This window comes from Pseudomonas sp. F007, from assembly GCF_057814275.1.
Window position 1 is genome coordinate 63,110 of the sequence record NZ_JBVATA010000001.1, and the last position, 17,565, is coordinate 80,674.

Here is a 17,565-nt window from a genome sequence, read left to right on the forward strand (position 1 = left end):
TTAATTTATCGTGAAACACCTCGCGTACGTGGCCGGCCACCCACCTGGACGGCCGGCGCCTCCGTCAGTCCCGCGGCACCAGGTCCAGGCACACCGAGTTGATGCAATAGCGCAAACCGGTCGGAGGCGGACCGTCGGGAAACACGTGCCCCAGGTGCGCATCACATTTCGCGCAGACCACTTCGGTGCGGATCATGCCGTGGCTGGTATCACGGATTTCGACCATGGCGCTCTCGCCAATCGGCTGATAAAAACTCGGCCAACCGCAACCGGAGTCGAATTTAGCCTGCGAATCGAACAACGGCGCGTTGCAGCAGATGCAGTGATAGACGCCATCGGTTTTGGTCGCGTTGTACTTGCCCGAGAACGGTCGCTCGGTGCCTTTGAGGCGACACACGTTGTACTGCTCCGGATCGAGCATCGCGCGCCATTCTTCCAGGGTTTTTTCCAACTTTTCCATAGTCCTACCTCGGCAACTGAAAAAGCCCGATCTGAACCTTTTCCACAGATCGGGCGGCACGTATGATTGCGCCTCGTCAAACGCCAGTCTGGCAGCCGTGCTACACGCATTCAAACGGATTTTGCTGCCGTGTTGCGAGGCGCCGGGTCCGCGTGAGAGCGCAGGATTCCCAGTACGGTAGTGCGCACAACGTCTGGATCGTTCATTTTCGGGAACACATCGCCATGCAGGTCAGCAAATCGAACAAGCTCGCCAACGTCTGTTATGACATTCGCGGCCCGGTGCTCAAGCACGCCAAACGCCTGGAGGAGGAAGGCCATCGCATCCTCAAGCTGAACATCGGCAACCCGGCACCCTTTGGTTTCGAAGCGCCGGATGAAATCCTTCAGGACGTCATCCGCAATTTGCCGACCGCCCAGGGCTACAGCGACTCCAAAGGCCTGTTCAGCGCGCGCAAGGCCGTCATGCAGTACTACCAGCAGAAGCAGGTCGAAGGCGTCGGCATCGAAGACATCTACCTGGGCAATGGCGTTTCCGAACTGATCGTGATGTCGCTGCAAGCCCTGCTGAACAATGGCGACGAAGTTCTAGTGCCGGCCCCTGACTACCCACTGTGGACCGCCGCCGTGAGCCTGGCCGGCGGTAACGCCGTGCACTACCTGTGCGACGAAGGCGCCGACTGGTTCCCGGACCTGGCCGACATCAAGGCCAAGATCACGCCGAACACCAAAGCCCTGGTGATCATCAACCCGAACAACCCGACCGGCGCGGTGTACTCGCGCGAAGTCTTGCTGGGCATGTTGGAACTGGCGCGTCAGCACAACCTGGTGGTGTTTTCCGACGAGATCTACGACAAGATCCTCTACGACGATGCCGTGCACATCTGCACCGCCTCGCTGGCGCCGGACCTGCTGTGCCTGACCTTCAACGGCCTGTCCAAGTCCTACCGCGTAGCGGGCTTCCGCTCCGGCTGGATCGCCATTTCCGGCCCCAAGCATCACGCCCAGAGCTACATCGAAGGCATCGACATGCTGGCCAACATGCGCCTGTGCGCCAACGTGCCGAGCCAGCATGCCATCCAGACCGCCCTGGGTGGCTACCAGAGCATCAATGACCTGGTACTGCCCCAGGGCCGTCTGCTGGAACAACGCAACCGCACCTGGGAACTGCTCAACGACATTCCGGGGGTCAGTTGCGTCAAACCCATGGGCGCGCTGTACGCCTTCCCACGGATCGACCCGAAAGTCTGCCCGATCCACAACGACGAGAAATTCGTCCTCGACCTGCTGCTCTCGGAAAAGCTGCTGGTGGTCCAGGGCACCGCGTTCAACTGGCCATGGCCGGACCACTTCCGTGTCGTGACCTTGCCGCGCGTGGACGACCTGGACATGGCCATCGGCCGCATCGGCAACTTCCTCAAATCCTATCGCCAGTAATCGCGGCATCGCCGGGGGCGTACCTGATCACCACCCCGGCGATTGATTCAGCAACATATCCCTGCCTCTCGACTATCCACTACGCTTGCGTCGTCGCTCACATGGTCGAAAACCCATGATTGCGAGCCCTGCGTGGGAAAAGTCCTGGCGGATAGTGCTGCAGAAGACGCGAGAAATGTCCTGCGACCATCTAGAATCTGGCTGTAGGACACAGTTTGAAATAGTCACCCGGTTGAATAGCCCGGTGCATCACCTTATATACCCCGCAGTACGCTACATCTTTAGCATGAGGAGATTTCTACAACCATGATGCGCATCCTGCTGTTTTTGGCCACTAACCTGGCGGTCGTGCTGATTGCCAGCATCACCCTGAGCCTTTTCGGCTTCAACGGGTTCATGGCGGCCAACGGGGTTGATCTCAACCTCAATCAGCTGCTGATTTTCTGTGCGGTCTTTGGTTTTGCCGGTTCGCTGTTCTCGCTGTTCATCTCCAAGTGGATGGCGAAGATGAGCACCAGCACGCAAATCATCAGCCAGCCACGCACTCGCCATGAACAATGGTTGCTGCAGACCGTTGAGCAATTGTCCCGCGAGGCCGGCATCAAGATGCCCGAGGTCGGTATTTTCCCGGCTTACGAGGCCAATGCCTTTGCCACCGGCTGGAACAAGAACGATGCACTGGTGGCGGTCAGCCAGGGCTTGCTCGAGCGTTTCTCGCCCGATGAAGTGAAAGCCGTACTGGCCCATGAAATCGGCCACGTCGCCAACGGCGACATGGTCACCCTGGCACTGGTCCAGGGTGTGGTGAACACCTTCGTGATGTTCTTTGCGCGGATCATCGGCAACTTTGTCGACAAGGTGATCTTCAAGAACGAAGAAGGCCAGGGCATTGCCTACTACATCGCGACCATCTTCGCTGAACTGGTGCTGGGCTTCCTCGCCAGCGCAATCGTCATGTGGTTCTCGCGTAAACGTGAATTCCGTGCCGACGAAGCCGGTGCCCGCCTGGCCGGTACCAGCGCAATGATCGGTGCCCTGCAGCGCCTGCGTTCGGAACAAGGCTTGCCGGTGCACATGCCGGACACCCTGAATGCCTTCGGCATCAACGGTGGTCTCAAGCAAGGCTTCGCTCGTATGTTCATGAGCCACCCGCCACTGGAAGAGCGTATCGACGCACTGCGTCGCCGCGGCTGATCCAGGCGAGAGACAAAAAGGGCGACTTCGGTCGCCCTTTTTTCTGCCCGCGAGATTCAGCCCTTGGGATCCAAACGGTAAACCCGCTCTACGAGACCGCTGACGCCCGCCTTGAGAAACTTCGGGCTCTCGCCGAGAATATCGGCCACCTCCAGGGTTTCCAGCTGCCAGCGCCCGCCCAGCAAGCCCAGGACCTCCTGGTCGAGCACCGCGAAAGGCGGCCCGTCCAACTGCGCCTGTGGATACTCCAAAGTGATCAACAGGCCACGAGTGGCTGCCGGAAGGATTCTCAGCAGGTGCGCGGCATACTGCTCGCGCATCGTCGGCGGCAAGGCGATCAGGGCTGCACGGTCAAAGAGGCCAACACTCTCGGCCACATCGGCTGCATCGAGGGCGAAAAAGTCGCCACACCACAGGCTGATATGGCCTGCCTCGAACACCGTAAAAGCCCTATGTTCAACCACACTTGGCATCAGGTCATGCTCGACAAAAAAGTCCTCTACCGCCTTGCGCGACAACTCCACGCCCAAGACCCGCTGGCCCTGCCCTGCCAGCCACAGCATATCCAGACTCTTGCCACACAGAGGCACCAGCACCTGTGCGTCATCGGCGAAATTCAATTGTGACCAGTACCGCTGCAGATAAGGATTGATCTGCGCCTGGTGAAAGCCGATCTGATTATCCGCCCAGCGCTTCTGCCAAAATTCCGGCTGCATGCATCACCCTGAAAATTCGATCAATATGCCCTAAAACTTATATTAGATTTAGATCAATGATCTGACTGAAGATGGTTCCATCTTAACGCTCAGGACCCTATCCATGTTACCCAGCCTGTTTATCTCACACGGTTCCCCCATGCTGGCCCTGGAGCCCGGTGCCAGTGGACCGGCGCTCGCCCGCCTCGCCAGTGAATTGCCAACACCCAAAGCCATCGTGATCGTCTCCGCCCACTGGGAAAGCCGCGACCTGCGGGTCAGCAGTGGCGAGCAGCCGGAAACCTGGCACGACTTTGGTGGCTTTCCCGCCGCCCTGTTCGCGGTGCAATACCCCGCACCGGGCGCACCGCAACTGGCGGCCGAAGTGGCCAAACTACTGGCTGCAGACGGTCTTCCGGCGACACTGGATGAGCGTCGGCCATTCGATCACGGCGTCTGGGTGCCTTTGTCACTGATGTACCCACGCGCCAACATTTCCGTGGTGCAGGTGTCGCTGCCGAGCCAGGCCGGCCCCGAATTGCAGACACGCATCGGCCACTCCTTGGCCAACCTGCGGGAACAGGGCGTGCTGCTGATCGGATCCGGCAGCATTACCCATAACCTGCGCGAACTCGACTGGCACGCCGGTCCCGAGAGCGTGGAGCCCTGGGCCCTGGCCTTCCGTGACTGGATGATCGACAAGCTGACGGCCAACGATGAAACCGCGCTGCACGACTACCGCCGGCAAGCACCCAATGCCGTGCGCAGCCACCCCAGCGACGAGCACCTGCTACCGCTGTACTTTGCCCGTGGCGCGGGTGGCGCTTTCAGCATTGCCCACCAAGGGTTCACCCTGGGCGCCCTGGGCATGGACATCTATCGCTTCGGCTGATCGCCTGGGCTTTTCTTGCGGCAAAAAAAATCCCCGAACCAGTCGGGGATTTTTTTATCTTCGATCAATCAGCCCGAGAGCGGATCAATCTTCGCGATAGCGACGCAGTTTCAGCTGCTTACCGGCAACGCGAGTGTCCTTCAGCTTGGTCAGGAGTTTCTCCAGACCGTCTTCCGGCAGCTCAACCAGGGAGAAGCTGTCACGTACCTGGATACGACCGATAGCTTCGCGGGCCAGGCCGCCTTCGTTGAGGATGGCGCCCAGCAGGTTCTTGGCAGCGATACCGTCACGCGCACCCAGCGCGGTACGGCAACGAGCACGGCCTTCACCCAGCGGCATCGGTGCGCGACGCTCGCGGTCACCACGCTCAGGACGATCACCGGAACGCTCTGGACGATCGCCACGCGGCGCGCTGTTCGGCACCAATGGACGCTCTTTCTCGATCGCGGCCAGGTTCAGCGCTTGACCGTTGGTGGCCTTGCGCAGCAGGGCTGCGGCCAGGGCACGCGGGCTGCAACCGATGTCGGCGGTCAGGCGATCGAGCAGATCACCGTGAGTCGATTCGGCGTCAGCGACCAGCGGCGACAGGCTGTTGGTCAGCTTCTTGATGCGCGCATCCAGAACAGCCTGGGCGTCCGGCAGGCGAACTTCAGCAACCTTCTGCCCGGTTACACGCTCGATCACTTGCAGCATGCGGCGCTCACGCGGAGTCACCAGCAGCAGGGCACGGCCTTCGCGACCGGCACGGCCGGTACGGCCGATACGGTGAACGTAGGACTCCGGATCGTACGGCATGTCGACGTTGAACACGTGAGTGATGCGCGGAACGTCCAGGCCACGAGCAGCAACGTCGGTCGCCACAACGATGTCCAGACGGCCATCCTTGAGGGAGTCGATCACGCGCTCACGCTGGTTCTGGGCGATGTCACCGTTCAGCGCAGCGGCTTTGTAGCCTTTGGCTTCCAGGGCACTGGCCAGGTCCAGGGTGGCTTGCTTGGTCCGCACGAACATGATCAGCGCGTCGAAGTCTTCCACTTCCAGCAGGCTCAATACAGCCGAGGTCTTCTGGTCAGCGTGAACCAACAGGTGAGCCTGTTCGATCGCGGTCACGGTCTGGGTCTTGCTCTGGATCTTCACGTGCTTCGGATCGCGCAGGTGGCGCTCGGCGATGGCACGAATCGATTGCGGCAAGGTGGCCGAGAACAGAACGGTCTGACGGCTTTCCGGCATGGCCTTGAAGATGACTTCCAGGTCGTCCATGAAGCCCAGTTTGAGCATTTCGTCGGCTTCGTCGAGAACCAGGTGGTTCACGGTCGCCAGTACTTTTTCGTCGCGACGCAGGTGGTCGCACAGACGGCCCGGAGTGGCGACAACAATCTGTGCGCCATTACGGATTGCTTTCAGTTGTGGGCCCATCGGCGCGCCGCCGTAGACAGCCACAACGGTTACGCCCGGCATTTGCTTGGCGTAGGTTTCGAAAGCGGTTGCAACTTGTAGCGCCAACTCACGAGTTGGGGCCAGGATCAGAGCTTGCGGCTCGCGCTTGGACGGATCAATGCGGTGCAGGATAGGCAGGGCAAAGGCAGCGGTTTTACCGGTACCGGTTTGCGCCTGACCAATCATATCGTGACCGGCGAGGATGATCGGGATCGACTGCTGCTGAATGGCCGAAGGCTCTTCATAGCCGGTAGCGACTACTGCAGCGACAATACTAGGGTGAAGTTCAAGAGCGGCGAAGCCGCCGATTTCCTGGGTCATGGGTCTGCCTCTAAGTGCATCCGCAAAGACCCATGCTCCAAAGCTGCGCATGCCGTGTTGAGACTCAAGAGTCGCCCTGGCAGCTTTGTCGGCGGGGATTTGCGAAAACGAATGAATGAAAAAGAATCGTCAAGGAAGAGTCCGCTGGCGGACGTGCAGCCGAAGCTGACTTCGGGGAATTGCGCTACCTAAACGTGGCCCGGCTAAAGGCCGGCGCGTACTATACCGGAATCCGCCAAAAAAGGGAGCTTTATTTATTGGAAAACGCCTGCTTACGCAGGAGTCTCCCTGGCTTTGCGGATAATCGAACAAGGGTCTATTTTTCAAAGGCCCGGTCCTGCTGGTCATCAAGCTTAAACGGTTCATCTTATAGACTGGCGCCGTTGCTCCGAAACGCCCCTACCCGCCCGAGGATTGCCAGCATGAATCAACCGGATTGCAGTCGTGTCAGCCGGGAACGGCGCGGTCATGTCTGGTTGATCGGACTCGACCGCGTCGCCAAGCGCAACGCCTTCGATATCGAACTGCTCAATGCCCTGAGCCTGGCCTATGGCGAATTCGAAGCGGACAGCGAGGCCCGCGTCGCGGTGGTGTTTGCCCACGGCGAGCACTTTACCGCCGGCCTCGACCTGGCCAGTGCCAGCGCGGCCCTGGCCCAGGGTTGGCAGGTACCGCCGGGGGGTTGCGATCCCTGGGGTGTGTTCGCCGGCCCGCGGGTCAGCAAACCGGTGATTGTCGCGGCTCAAGGCTACTGCCTGACCATCGGTATCGAACTGATGCTCGCCGCCGACATCAACCTGTGCGCCAGCAACACCCGCTTTGCCCAGATGGAAGTCCAGCGCGGGATTTTCCCCTTCGGCGGCGCGACGCTGCGCCTGCATCGGCTGTCCGGATGGGGCAATGCCATGCGCTGGCTGCTGACCGGCGACGAGTTCGATGCCCACGATGCCTTGCACATGGGCCTGGTGCAGGAAGTGATGGCCAGTGAGGACTTGCTGCCACGCGCCCTTGAGCTGGCCGAACGCATCGCCCGCCAGGCCCCCCTGGGCGTTCAGGCCACCTTGCAGTCGGCGCGCCAGGCCCATCTCGAAGGCGAGGAGGCAGCCGCCCTGGCTTTGCCGCTGTTAGCCAAAAAACTGCTCGACAGCGAGGACGCCAAAGAAGGCCTGCGCTCGCTGATCGAGAAACGCAGTGGGGTATTCAAGGGGTATTAGGTCGCTGGGCGAATGGCCTTGATCAGTGGCTGCAACGAATAGCCCAGGCGCGGCGCGAGGGCGTCGGCCCGGGCGCTGAGCCCGGCCAGGTCCAACCCTTGATCGAGGTCCGCCGGCACCAGCAGGATCACGTTGCCTTCTTTCACCGGCAACTCCCAGTAATGTCGGTGATAGAGCCCACGTAGCAGTGCCGCGCCCAAGGGTTTTCCGTCATCGGTGGCCCACTGATTGATCACCAGCCAACCATCGGGATTCAGGCGCTTCTGGCAGTTTGCCAGGAAGTTCCAGGCCAAATGACCGGCCCCCGGCCCGACGTCGGTGTACAAGTCGACGAAAATCAGATCGGCCGGCTCTGCCGTTTCCAGCAGTTCCAACGCATCACCGATGCGGATGAACAGCCGTGGGTCATCGTCCAGCCCCAGGTACTCGATAGCCAGGCGCGGTACATCGGGGCGCAACTCGATGGCCTCGACATCTTCCAGCGGCAGGAACTTGAGGCAGGCCTGGGTCAGCGTCCCAGCCCCCAGACCAAGGAACAGAGCGCTTTCCGGCTGTTCATGGCACAGCGCGCCGATCAGCATGGCGCGCGTGTAGTCGTACTCGAGCCAGCTCGGATCAGCGGTGAACACGCAGCTCTGCTCGATGGCGTCACCAAATTCAAGGAAGCGATAATCCGCCACTTCCAGCACGCGAATCATGCCGAACTCATCGTGCACTTCGGCGAGCAGATGCTCGACGCGCTCCTCAGTCATTTCCTCTCCTGGCCCTTTCCCGGCTGATCCGCGATTGCGGCAAAGGCGCGATTGTCCGCCAAGCGTCGGGAACAGGTCACGCACTAATTTGCTGATAACATGAGGTCCCCGTGCCCGAACCCTAGAGACCGTGATGAGCCAACCCTGGAGCCCTGAAAGCTGGCGTGCGCTGCCGATCCAGCAACAACCCCATTACCCGGACGCCGCCCATTTGCAGGCCGTCGAACAGAGTCTGGCCAGCTATCCGCCCCTGGTGTTTGCCGGTGAAGCCCGGGAATTGCGCCGCCAGTTTGCCGAAGTCACCCAGGGCCGGGCGTTTCTGTTGCAAGGCGGTGATTGCGCCGAGAGCTTTGCCGAGTTCTCGGCGGCGAAGATTCGTGACACCTTCAAGGTGCTGCTGCAAATGGCGATCGTCATGACCTTCGCCGCCGGATGCCCGGTGGTCAAGGTCGGACGCATGGCCGGGCAGTTCGCCAAACCGCGCTCGGCGAACGATGAGACCATCGACGGCGTAACCCTGCCGGCCTACCGCGGCGACATCGTCAACGGCATCGGCTTCGACGAAAAAAGCCGGGTACCAGACCCAGAGCGTCTGTTGCAGTCCTATCATCAATCGACTGCGACCCTGAACCTGCTACGCGCCTTCGCCCAGGGCGGCTTTGCCGACCTGCATCAGGTCCATAAATGGAACCTGGACTTCATCGCCAATTCGGCACTGGCGGAAAAATACAGCCACCTGGCCGATCGCATCGATGAAACCCTGGCGTTCATGCGCGCCTGCGGCATGGACTCCTCGCCGCAACTGCGCGAGACCAGCTTCTTCACTGCCCACGAAGCCTTGTTGCTGAATTACGAGCAGGCGTTTGTCCGCCGAGACAGCCTGACCAATGACTATTACGACTGTTCGGCCCACATGCTGTGGATCGGCGATCGCACCCGTCAACTGGACGGCGCACACGTCGAGTTCCTGCGCGGAGTGAACAACCCGATCGGGGTCAAGGTCGGCCCGACGATGAACACCGACGAGTTGATCCGCCTGATCGACGTGCTCAACCCGGACAACGACCCAGGTCGCCTGAACCTGATTGCCCGCATGGGCGCCAACAAGGTCGGCGATCACCTGCCGCAGCTGATTCGCGCCGTCGAGCGCGAGGGCAAGAAAGTGCTCTGGAGCTCCGACCCGATGCACGGCAATACCATCAAGGCCAGCAGCGGCTACAAGACCCGCGACTTTGCGCAGATCCTCGGCGAGGTGAAGCAGTTCTTCCAGGTGCACCAGGCCGAAGGGACTTACGCTGGCGGGATTCATATCGAGATGACCGGGCAGAACGTCACCGAATGCATCGGCGGCGCTCGTCCGATTACCGAAGACGGCTTGTCGGATCGCTACCACACCCACTGTGATCCACGGATGAATGCCGATCAGTCGCTGGAACTGGCATTCCTGATCGCCGAGACCTTGAAGCAGGTTCGCCGCTAGGTTGCCTCAGCTCGCCAACGCCACTCGCAACCGCGCCGCACTGGCGCGGGGGCAATTGAGCTGAATGGTCGCCAACCCCTGCCAGTCGGCCAGTCGTCGCAGACTCAGGGCCAGCGCCTGCATACCCTCCTCGTCCAGCCCCGGCACTTCTTCGTGCACCGCATGCACGGCCAGGCGACTCAACGCTCGCTCCGCCCGCAAATCGACCCGTGCGGCAATGCGCTCATGGTGCAAAAACGGCAACACGTAATAACCGTACTGGCGCTTGTCCGCCGGCGTATAGATTTCCAGGCGATAGCGAAAATCGAACAGGCGCTCGGTGCGGCTGCGCTCCCAGATCAAAGAGTCGAAAGGCGACAGCAAGGCACTGGCGCCGACCTTGCGCGGCACTGTGACGCCCATCAAACAGAAACCTGGCTGCTTCCAACCCTGCACTGCGCAGCGCTGCAGCGTCCCCTCCTCTACCAGCACGGCCAGGGCCTGCCGGCACTCCAGCACACCCAGGCGAAAATAATCGCGCAAATCCTTTTCAGTACCGACACCCAATGCAGCCGCGGCGTGCAGCACCAGTGCGCGCTGCGCCTCGGCCTCGCCGAGCAAAGGCTGCTGGCGAATCGACGCGGGAATCACTCGTTCCGGCAGGTCGTACAGCCGCTCGAAACCACGACGCCCCGCCACAGTGACTTCGCCGGCAGCAAACAACCATTCCAAGGCATGTTTTTCCGCGCTCCAGTCCCACCAGGGGCCGGCCCGCTCCTGGCGCGTCGACAGGCTGCCCGCACCCAACGCGCCCCGCTCTTCAACCGAGGCCAACACCCGGCGAATAGTGTCCTGCTGCTCACGCCCGAAACGCGCGAGCTGCTGGTAGATGCCTTCACCCTGCGAAGCACGCTGCATGCGCCAGCGCATCAGCGGATACATCGACAATGGCAGCAATGAGGCTTCATGTCCCCAGTACTCGAACAACGTGCGCTTACGGCCTTGGCTCCAGGCTGCCTGGTCAAGCAGTTCAGGGGCGTAGTTGCCCAGGCGGGAGAACAGCGGCAGATAGTGCGAGCGGACCAAGGCATTCACCGAGTCGATCTGCAGCACGCCCAGGCGCTCGATCAGTCGATTGACCTGTGTCGCCTTCACCGGTGCGACCGGCTGGCGCCCGGAGAAGCCCTGGGCACTCAGCGCCAGGCGCCGGGCCTGATTGAGAGAGAAAGCAAGGGAGGTGGTCATTGCGCAACTCTTGAGAAAGGCTTCCCTTACCTTAGTGGCCAGCGGGGCTGCAGCCAAGCGTATGGATCAGCGCTTGAGCGGGTCGTCCCAAAACGGCCGAGCGATCTCCCTGAGGACGTCCACCCGGCTCAGGCCGATATCGCGCAACTGCTCATGAGTCAAACGCGCCAACTCGGCACGGTCCCGACTCAGCTGCCGCCAGCGCCGCAATTGCGCCACCGCACTTCGCAGGCCTGGACGGGCGGCACGGGACTTGAACGGGGCTGATGTACGTTGTCGTTCCATGACGCGACTCCTCGAAAAATGAGCGCGCAGTCTTGACCGAGGGGCGAAACCGGCCTAGCGGATAACCATGACCGCCTGTTTCCTCAACGGCACAAGCCCCAGCGCAGAGCCTCTGAAAGCCTGCACCGAAGCCGTGACCGAAGATTTCAACAAGGTTATTTACCCAGTCCCATAGGGTCTTCCCAGAAGTGTCGTTCGGACTCCTGCTCGACATCCGCCCGGCTCAAGCCGATGTCCTTGAGGGCCTCGTCGCTCAAGCTGGCCAGCAACGTGCGCTCGCGGTGCAATTGATACCAGCGCCCGAGTTTTTCCAGCATCAGGTGCGCCGAGAAGCCATGATGGGAACCGGCATCCATTTGCACGTAAGTTTTTTGACCTTTCATCGTCTTGCCCTCCGTTGTCGATGGCTCAAGTTTCGCTCCGAGCTTAAGATCAATCCAACGAATGTTTTGAATGCAACACATCTCGGAGATTGATGAGTGAGCCAGTTCCCCAGCATCGAGACCGACGTCCTGCGCACCTTCGTTGCCATCGCCGACCAAGGCGGATTCACCCGCGCAGGCGAACTGGTCAACCGCACGCAATCGGCGGTGAGCATGCAGATGAAACGCCTGGAAGAGGACGTGCTGCAGCGCCAGCTGTTTCAACGCGACGGACGCCAGGTGAAGCTGACAGCAGAAGGTGAGGTGCTGTTGGGTTATGCGCGACGCATCCTGAAATTGCACAGCGAGGTGTTCAATACCCTGCGCGAACCGCACATGGTCGGCACCGTGCGCATCGGCACGCCGGATGATTATGTGATGCGCTTCCTGCCCGGGATTCTCTCGCGCTTTGCCCAGTCCTACCCGCTGGTGCAGATCGAAGTGCATTGCGAATCGTCCAGGCAACTGCTGCTGCGCCAGGACCTCGACCTGTCCATTGTCACCCGCGAGCCCGGCAGCGAAATCGGCCAGTTGTTGCGCAAGGAGCGTTTTGTCTGGGCCCAGGCGCAATGCTACAACCCCATCGAACAATCACCCTTGCCGCTGGCGATGTTCAACAGCGATTGCTTCTGCCGACTCTGGGCCTGCAATGCGCTGGATGCTGCCGGCCGCGAGTACCGGATCGCCTACAACAGTTCGAGCCTGTCGGCGCTGATGGCGGTGGTCAGCGCTGGCCTTGCGGTGACCGCACAACTGGAAAGCCTGATCCCCCAGGACATGCGCATTCTCGGCGAAGCCGAAGGCCTGCCTCAGTTACCCGAGGCCAGCATCATGCTGCTGCGCAACCTGCACCACCCGTCGCCGATCACCGAGTGCCTGGCCGAGCACATTGTCGAAGGCTTCAAACTTTAAACGCGAGCATCACCGCACACAGCACCAGAAACGCGCAGAACAAGCCGCGCAGCAGGCGTTCCGGCAAGGCGTGGGCAATTTTCACGCCCCAACTGATGCTGAGCAGACCGCCCACCGCCATGGGCAACGCGATGTGCCAGTCAACTTGCTGGTGCAGGGCGTAGGTCGCCAGGGTCACGCCGGTGCTGGGCAAGGCCAGTGCCAGCGACAGGCCCTGCGCCACCACCTGGGTGGTGCCGAACACGCTGGTCAGCACCGGCGTTGCGACCACCGCGCCGCCCACCCCGAACAAGCCACCCATGACGCCGGACGCCGCGCCCAGCACTCCAAGCCACGGCCACGAATAGCGCATCTTCGCAGTCGGCGCCGCCGCAGTCATGAACATGCGCACCAGGTTGTAGACCGACAAGGCCACCAGGAACACCACGAAACCGATGCGCATCGCTTGAGCATCGATCCCCACCGCCCAGATCGAGCCCAACAACGCGAAACAGAAGCCCATGGTGGCCAACGGCAGTGCGTGGCGCAACTCGATACGATTGCGCTGGTGATAACGCCACAACGCCAGCATCACGTTCGGCACCACCATCACCAGCGCCGTGCCCTGGGCAAGCTGTTGGTCCAGGCCAAACAGCACCCCCAGGGCAGGAATCGCGATCAAGCCGCCGCCAATTCCGAACAAACCACCCACGGTGCCCAAGGCAGCCCCCAGCAACACATACATCGTCAACTCGATCACAGGTCCAATCCCTCACGTCAATGGGCTTCATCCTACGCAGTCCGGGCTAGCGGGGAAACGCACAGCAACGCACAATGGCTATGCCTATATCGCACAAGCAAACACCATGAACCCTACAACACTTACCGATCAGTTGGGTCTCTTCCTCGATGTCGTGGAAACCGGAAGTTTTTCGGCTGCCTCCCGCCGCCATCCCCTGACACCTTCTGCCGTCGCCCGGCGTATCGATAGCCTGGAGCAGGCACTGGGCAGCCCATTGTTCGTGCGCACGACCCACGCCGTACGCCCCACGCCGGCCGGGTTGGCGTTCGCCGAGCGGGCTCGACGGATTGTTGGCGAGTTGCGCCTGGCGCGGGCCGAGGTCGCCTCCCTGAGCAGCGCGCCGGAAGGCTTGATTCGCGTCGATGCCCCGGCTGCGTTCGGGCGCAGGCATTTGGCGCCGGTGATCGCCGACTTTCTCCTGCTCTACCCGGGGCTGGATGTGCAACTGCACCTGATCGACAGCTTCGTGGATATGCACGGCGCGCACCTGGGCAAAGTCGATCTGGTCTTGCGCGCAGGTCAATTGGCCGACACTCGCATGGTGGCGACGCCCTTGGCTAACATGGTGCGAATCGCTTGTGCCAGCCCCGACTACCTGAAGCGTCGCGGTACGCCGCAGCACCCGAGCGAGCTGGTCGACCACGACGGGCTCGATTGGGATGGCCTCGCCCCACCTTTTGCCTGGCGTTTCGAACAGGACGGACAAATGCAGCTGTATCGTCCGCAACGCATCCGCCTGAGCGCCAACAACGCCGAAGCCTTCCTTTACGGCGCCCTCGCCGGCCTGGGCATCGCTCATCTGCCCACCTGGTTGTGCAGTGAGTACCTGCTGCGCGGCGAATTGCTGCCGTTGTTCTGCGACAATGGCCTGCCCAAACCAGAAAGCTCCGGGATCTACGCTCTGCGCCTGGAACAACAGGCCAGCTCCCGCAGTCGTTTGCTCCTGGAATACCTCAAGAGCCGCTTCAGCCCGATCCCGCCCTGGGATCTGGTCCTGCAGCGCGACTTCAACCGCCTGTAGCCGAATAATCCCTGGCGCGTTAAAGACTCGCCCGCTAGATTTATCCCGATCATTGTTCAAGGTTTAGACATGACCCGCCAAAGTGACACCCCGGACCCTTGCGACAACCTGCTGCTGGACAATCAGCTGTGTTTCGCCCTGCACTCCACGTCCCTGATGATGACCAAGGTCTATAAACCCTTGCTGCAAGCCTTGGGGCTGACCTATCCGCAGTATCTGGCGATGATGGTGTTGTGGGAACAGGATGGACTGACCGTAGGCGAAATCAGCGCGCGCCTGCTGACCGATCCCGGCTCCCTGACGCCCCTGCTCAAGCGCCTGGAAGCCGAAGGCCTGCTGAGCCGCACCCGCAGCCGTGAAGACGAACGGGTGGTGATTGTCGAACTGACCGAACAGGGTCGTGCCCTCAAGCAACGAGCGCGTGATGTTCCGCCCTGCATCCTCGGTGCCAGCGGCCTGGCCCTGGAGCAGATGCGCAAACTGCAGGACGATCTGCAGAACCTGCGCAGCCATCTGCAAGACAGCTTGTAACCCGCCCCCTGACGCGCAGCGACCGCCTTGGGTCCTGCGCGAGCGCCGCCCCCTCATCTCAATTCCCGCCGACCCCGACCGACCAACGGCAAAATAAAACCCAACAACTATCTTGCGCGCCAACTATTTGCGCGATACATTTATTTCGCACTTACTTAGCGCGCAAACATTTAGCGCAAGCAACCCATTCGAAACGAGGATCCTGTCATGCAAACTCTCTATACCGCAGTTGCAACCGCTACCGGTGGCCGTGATGGTCGCGCGGTCTCCAGCGACAACATTCTCGACGTCAAACTCGCCACCCCGAAAGAGCTCGGCGGTGCCGGCGGTGCTGCAACCAACCCCGAGCAACTGTTCGCCGCCGGGTACTCGGCGTGCTTCATCGGCGCACTGAAGTTCGTCGCCAGCCAGACCAAGCGCAAAATCCCCGACGACGCCTCGATCACCGCCCACGTCGGCATCGGCCAGATCCCCGGCGGTTTCGGCCTGGATATCGACCTGCATGTCAGCCTGCCCGGCCTTGAGCAAACCGACGCGCAAAGCCTGGTCGATGCTGCGCATCAGGTCTGCCCTTATTCGAATGCCACCCGCGGCAATGTCGATGTGCGCCTGCACGTCAGCGTGTGATCCCTGGCAAACGCGCACAAAAAAGCCCGACTCGCTGGTCGGGCTTTTTCTTGCCTACAAGAACGGTGCTTATTTAGCACGGCCTTTGTAAGAACCGCCTTCGCGGGTATCGATCTCGATCATGTCGCCGATTTCGATGAAGTCAGCAACCGACAGCTCGGTACCGTTCTTCAGTTTGGCAGGCTTCATCACCTTGCCGGAAGTGTCACCGCGAGCGGAACCTTCGGTGTAGTCAACCTGACGCACGATAGTGGTCGGCAGCTCTACGGAAACCAGACGATCTTCGAAGAATACGGCTTCGCACACGTCGGTCATGCCTTCTTCCACGAACGGCAGAACGGCTTCGATGTCTTCAGCGTTCAGCTCGTACATGGTGTAGTCAGAGGTGTCCATGAACGTGTAGGTGTCGCCGCTGATGAAGGACAGGGTCGCTTCTTTGCGATCCAGGATCACGTCATCCAGCTTGTCGTCCGCACCGTAAACGGTTTCGGTCTTGTAGCCGGTCAGCAGGTTCTTCAGCTTGGTCTTCATGATCGCGCTGTTACGGCCCGACTTGGTGAATTCAGCTTTCTGAACCAGCCAAGGATCGTTGTCGATACGCAGCACGGTACCGGGTTTGAGTTCTTTACCAGTTTTCATTACGAATATCCGAATTTGGATGGGATTTACAAAAATCTAGGCCGCGTATCATAGCCAATTTAGGTAAAACTGTACCAGCGCTGAGGCGAGATCAGGCTGCGAGGCCTGTTCCAGACACCAATCATCGGCGTGTTTTTGCAGCTCAGGCCAATGTTCCAGGGCCTGAATCCACGCGGCAGCAACCCCCGCGTCGGTGTTCCAGGCGCGCCACAACCCCTCTAGCGCAACACGGGCAGCGGGCGACAAGGATCGGCAATAGAGCGCGAGAAAGGCCTCGAGCTTGTCCAGATGGGCGTCATTTTCCTGTTGATAGATGTGCCACAACATCGGACGAGCGGCCCATTGCGCCCGAACGAAGGAGTCCTCACCGCGCACCGCGTTGAAATCGCAGGACCAGAGCAGCCGGTCATATTGGTCCTGACTAACGAATGGCAGCACTTGCACCGTCAGGGCACCCCTTTGCTCGATCGCCCCCACCGCCAACCCGTCAACTCCGAGCCAACGTGCGACGTCGCCGAGAATTCGCCCCTCGGGCACTAATACTTGCGTAGGCCGGGCGTCGCTGGCCATGACGTCCAGCCAGTCAGCCAGTCCGGCATTTTCGTAGGCGAACAGCGACATCAGCCGGGCGCCCTCGGCACGCACCACCCCCAGCCCCTGCAGAAACTCACGTTGCGCCTGGGCACTGGCTTGAAAACGCGCGCGGTTAGCCAACAGCTCGCGTTCACGCAGCAAGCCACCGGTGCCGACCTGGAAACCGGGGAAGAAAAAGTACTTCTGCACCTGCTTGAACTTGACCGAGGGCAGGCCGTGACAGCCGACGACCCAGTCTTCAGCGCTGAGGTAATCGAGGTTCATCCACAACGGCTTCTGCGGGCGTGCAGCCATCGCGTCCATGTAGGCGCTCGGCAATTGACAGGCGAACGCGGCAATCACCACGTCTGCAGCGTGCGTCGGCTGCCACTCGATCGACCAGTGCCGCACCTCGACACCCTGTTGCCATTGTTGATCCTGAGTGATGTCGAGTTCCGGGCACATGCGCTCGAACGCCCGCAGATCATCGACCCACAAGCGCACCGCGCAAGCCTGCTCGGCCACCAGTTGCCGGGCCAGGCGCCAGGTAACGCCGATGTCGCCGTAGTTATCGACGACAGTGCAAAAAATATCCCAGTGGACTTTCATTCCGGGCTCCGCAGGCAAAGATTCCAATTGTCCGCATAAATCGTTGCGTGCAGAAGGGCC

At 60.9% G+C, this 17,565-nt stretch carries 19 protein-coding genes; 9 read left to right on the plus strand and 10 right to left on the minus strand.

Annotated features, from left to right (window positions below):
• Positions 1–64 precede the first annotated feature (64 nt).
• Complete coding sequence (gene msrB, locus ACZYR5_RS00340) at positions 65–460, minus strand: peptide-methionine (R)-S-oxide reductase MsrB (protein ID WP_489088404.1); 396 nt, start codon at positions 458–460, stop codon at positions 65–67.
• Positions 461–684: 224 nt separating this feature from the next.
• Between msrB and ACZYR5_RS00345 the strand changes: the two genes are divergently transcribed.
• Positions 685–1,896: a pyridoxal phosphate-dependent aminotransferase gene (locus ACZYR5_RS00345; RefSeq protein WP_489088403.1), complete on the plus strand. Its 1,212-nt coding sequence runs from the start codon at positions 685–687 to the stop codon at positions 1,894–1,896.
• Between the two features lie 306 nt (positions 1,897–2,202).
• Complete coding sequence (gene htpX / locus ACZYR5_RS00350) at positions 2,203–3,090, plus strand: protease HtpX (protein WP_027620170.1); 888 nt, start codon at positions 2,203–2,205, stop codon at positions 3,088–3,090.
• Between the two features lie 56 nt (positions 3,091–3,146).
• Here htpX and ACZYR5_RS00355 read toward each other — a convergent pair whose 3' ends face one another.
• Positions 3,147–3,806, minus strand: a complete 660-nt coding sequence (locus tag ACZYR5_RS00355; protein ID WP_489088402.1) for a thiopurine S-methyltransferase — start codon at positions 3,804–3,806, stop codon at positions 3,147–3,149.
• 103 nt (positions 3,807–3,909) lie between these two features.
• On the opposite strand from ACZYR5_RS00355, the gene ACZYR5_RS00360 reads away from it, so the two are divergent.
• Positions 3,910–4,677: a DODA-type extradiol aromatic ring-opening family dioxygenase gene (locus tag ACZYR5_RS00360; protein ID WP_489088401.1), complete on the plus strand. Its 768-nt coding sequence runs from the start codon at positions 3,910–3,912 to the stop codon at positions 4,675–4,677.
• A gap of 84 nt (positions 4,678–4,761) precedes the next feature.
• Here ACZYR5_RS00360 and ACZYR5_RS00365 read toward each other — a convergent pair whose 3' ends face one another.
• Complete coding sequence (locus ACZYR5_RS00365; RefSeq protein WP_489088400.1) at positions 4,762–6,435, minus strand: DEAD/DEAH box helicase; 1,674 nt, start codon at positions 6,433–6,435, stop codon at positions 4,762–4,764.
• Between the two features lie 422 nt (positions 6,436–6,857).
• Between ACZYR5_RS00365 and ACZYR5_RS00370 the strand changes: the two genes are divergently transcribed.
• Entirely contained in the window at positions 6,858–7,649 is a 792-nt protein-coding gene (locus tag ACZYR5_RS00370) for a crotonase/enoyl-CoA hydratase family protein (RefSeq protein WP_489088399.1), read from the plus strand.
• On the opposite strand, the gene ACZYR5_RS00375 is transcribed toward ACZYR5_RS00370, so the two are convergent.
• The gene (locus ACZYR5_RS00375; RefSeq protein WP_489088398.1) at positions 7,646–8,401 is read right to left on the minus strand and encodes a spermidine synthase; all 756 of its coding nucleotides are present in this window, start codon (positions 8,399–8,401) and stop codon (positions 7,646–7,648) included. The two genes, ACZYR5_RS00370 and ACZYR5_RS00375, sit on opposite strands and share 4 nt — an antisense overlap.
• Positions 8,402–8,534: 133 nt before the next feature.
• Between ACZYR5_RS00375 and ACZYR5_RS00380 the strand changes: the two genes are divergently transcribed.
• Positions 8,535–9,881: a class II 3-deoxy-7-phosphoheptulonate synthase gene (locus ACZYR5_RS00380; protein ID WP_489088397.1), complete on the plus strand. Its 1,347-nt coding sequence runs from the start codon at positions 8,535–8,537 to the stop codon at positions 9,879–9,881.
• A 6-nt stretch (positions 9,882–9,887) separates the two neighbouring features.
• Here the strand turns inward: ACZYR5_RS00380 and ACZYR5_RS00385 are convergent, their stop codons facing one another.
• From ACZYR5_RS00385 to ACZYR5_RS00395, 3 genes are all read right to left on the minus strand, one after another.
• Complete coding sequence (locus ACZYR5_RS00385) at positions 9,888–11,105, minus strand: winged helix-turn-helix domain-containing protein (RefSeq protein WP_489088396.1); 1,218 nt, start codon at positions 11,103–11,105, stop codon at positions 9,888–9,890.
• 66 nt (positions 11,106–11,171) lie between these two features.
• On the minus strand, positions 11,172–11,390 hold the full coding sequence (locus ACZYR5_RS00390; RefSeq protein WP_489088395.1) for a DUF1127 domain-containing protein: 219 nt from the start codon (positions 11,388–11,390) through the stop codon (positions 11,172–11,174).
• Between the two features lie 155 nt (positions 11,391–11,545).
• The gene (locus tag ACZYR5_RS00395; protein ID WP_489088394.1) at positions 11,546–11,773 is read right to left on the minus strand and encodes a DUF1127 domain-containing protein; all 228 of its coding nucleotides are present in this window, start codon (positions 11,771–11,773) and stop codon (positions 11,546–11,548) included.
• Positions 11,774–11,869: 96 nt separating this feature from the next.
• Between ACZYR5_RS00395 and ACZYR5_RS00400 the strand changes: the two genes are divergently transcribed.
• Positions 11,870–12,724 carry a LysR substrate-binding domain-containing protein gene (locus ACZYR5_RS00400; protein ID WP_489088393.1) on the plus strand — a complete coding sequence of 285 codons (855 nt, stop codon included), beginning with the start codon at positions 11,870–11,872 and terminating at the stop codon, positions 12,722–12,724.
• Here ACZYR5_RS00400 and ACZYR5_RS00405 read toward each other — a convergent pair.
• Positions 12,714–13,463 (minus strand): sulfite exporter TauE/SafE family protein, encoded by a 750-nt coding sequence (locus ACZYR5_RS00405; protein ID WP_489088392.1) that lies wholly within the window; start codon positions 13,461–13,463, stop codon positions 12,714–12,716. The two genes, ACZYR5_RS00400 and ACZYR5_RS00405, sit on opposite strands and share 11 nt — an antisense overlap.
• Positions 13,464–13,569: 106 nt before the next feature.
• On the opposite strand from ACZYR5_RS00405, the gene ACZYR5_RS00410 reads away from it, so the two are divergent.
• From ACZYR5_RS00410 to ACZYR5_RS00420, 3 genes are all read left to right on the plus strand, one after another.
• A complete protein-coding gene (locus ACZYR5_RS00410) occupies positions 13,570–14,526 on the plus strand; it encodes a LysR family transcriptional regulator (protein ID WP_489088391.1) in 957 nt (318 codons plus the stop codon).
• A gap of 69 nt (positions 14,527–14,595) precedes the next feature.
• Positions 14,596–15,057 carry a MarR family winged helix-turn-helix transcriptional regulator gene (locus ACZYR5_RS00415; protein ID WP_489088390.1) on the plus strand — a complete coding sequence of 154 codons (462 nt, stop codon included), beginning with the start codon at positions 14,596–14,598 and terminating at the stop codon, positions 15,055–15,057.
• Positions 15,058–15,264: 207 nt separating this feature from the next.
• Positions 15,265–15,684, plus strand: a complete 420-nt coding sequence (locus tag ACZYR5_RS00420; protein WP_489088389.1) for an organic hydroperoxide resistance protein — start codon at positions 15,265–15,267, stop codon at positions 15,682–15,684.
• A 69-nt stretch (positions 15,685–15,753) separates the two neighbouring features.
• Here ACZYR5_RS00420 and ACZYR5_RS00425 read toward each other — a convergent pair whose 3' ends face one another.
• Both ACZYR5_RS00425 and earP read right to left on the minus strand, forming a co-directional pair.
• Positions 15,754–16,323 (minus strand): elongation factor P, encoded by a 570-nt coding sequence (locus tag ACZYR5_RS00425; RefSeq protein ID WP_489088388.1) that lies wholly within the window; start codon positions 16,321–16,323, stop codon positions 15,754–15,756.
• A 48-nt stretch (positions 16,324–16,371) separates the two neighbouring features.
• Complete coding sequence (gene earP / locus ACZYR5_RS00430) at positions 16,372–17,505, minus strand: elongation factor P maturation arginine rhamnosyltransferase EarP (RefSeq protein ID WP_489088387.1); 1,134 nt, start codon at positions 17,503–17,505, stop codon at positions 16,372–16,374.
• Between the last annotated feature and the right edge of the window lie 60 nt (positions 17,506–17,565).

What these genes read in the sequence shown, in the direction of transcription:
- msrB (WP_489088404.1), bottom strand. Translation starts at nt 460, where the DNA reads ATGGAAAAGTTGGAAAAAACCCTGGAAGAATGGCGCGCGATGCTCGAT.
- ACZYR5_RS00345 (WP_489088403.1), top strand. Translation starts at nt 685, where the DNA reads ATGCAGGTCAGCAAATCGAACAAGCTCGCCAACGTCTGTTATGACATT.
- htpX (WP_027620170.1), top strand. Translation starts at nt 2,203, where the DNA reads ATGATGCGCATCCTGCTGTTTTTGGCCACTAACCTGGCGGTCGTGCTG.
- ACZYR5_RS00355 (WP_489088402.1), bottom strand. Translation starts at nt 3,806, where the DNA reads ATGCAGCCGGAATTTTGGCAGAAGCGCTGGGCGGATAATCAGATCGGC.
- ACZYR5_RS00360 (WP_489088401.1), top strand. Translation starts at nt 3,910, where the DNA reads ATGTTACCCAGCCTGTTTATCTCACACGGTTCCCCCATGCTGGCCCTG.
- ACZYR5_RS00365 (WP_489088400.1), bottom strand. Translation starts at nt 6,435, where the DNA reads ATGACCCAGGAAATCGGCGGCTTCGCCGCTCTTGAACTTCACCCTAGT.
- ACZYR5_RS00370 (WP_489088399.1), top strand. Translation starts at nt 6,858, where the DNA reads ATGAATCAACCGGATTGCAGTCGTGTCAGCCGGGAACGGCGCGGTCAT.
- ACZYR5_RS00375 (WP_489088398.1), bottom strand. Translation starts at nt 8,401, where the DNA reads ATGACTGAGGAGCGCGTCGAGCATCTGCTCGCCGAAGTGCACGATGAG.
- ACZYR5_RS00380 (WP_489088397.1), top strand. Translation starts at nt 8,535, where the DNA reads ATGAGCCAACCCTGGAGCCCTGAAAGCTGGCGTGCGCTGCCGATCCAG.
- ACZYR5_RS00385 (WP_489088396.1), bottom strand. Translation starts at nt 11,105, where the DNA reads ATGACCACCTCCCTTGCTTTCTCTCTCAATCAGGCCCGGCGCCTGGCG.
- ACZYR5_RS00390 (WP_489088395.1), bottom strand. Translation starts at nt 11,390, where the DNA reads ATGGAACGACAACGTACATCAGCCCCGTTCAAGTCCCGTGCCGCCCGT.
- ACZYR5_RS00395 (WP_489088394.1), bottom strand. Translation starts at nt 11,773, where the DNA reads ATGAAAGGTCAAAAAACTTACGTGCAAATGGATGCCGGTTCCCATCAT.
- ACZYR5_RS00410 (WP_489088391.1), top strand. Translation starts at nt 13,570, where the DNA reads ATGAACCCTACAACACTTACCGATCAGTTGGGTCTCTTCCTCGATGTC.
- ACZYR5_RS00415 (WP_489088390.1), top strand. Translation starts at nt 14,596, where the DNA reads ATGACCCGCCAAAGTGACACCCCGGACCCTTGCGACAACCTGCTGCTG.
- ACZYR5_RS00420 (WP_489088389.1), top strand. Translation starts at nt 15,265, where the DNA reads ATGCAAACTCTCTATACCGCAGTTGCAACCGCTACCGGTGGCCGTGAT.
- ACZYR5_RS00425 (WP_489088388.1), bottom strand. Translation starts at nt 16,323, where the DNA reads ATGAAAACTGGTAAAGAACTCAAACCCGGTACCGTGCTGCGTATCGAC.
- earP (WP_489088387.1), bottom strand. Translation starts at nt 17,505, where the DNA reads ATGAAAGTCCACTGGGATATTTTTTGCACTGTCGTCGATAACTACGGC.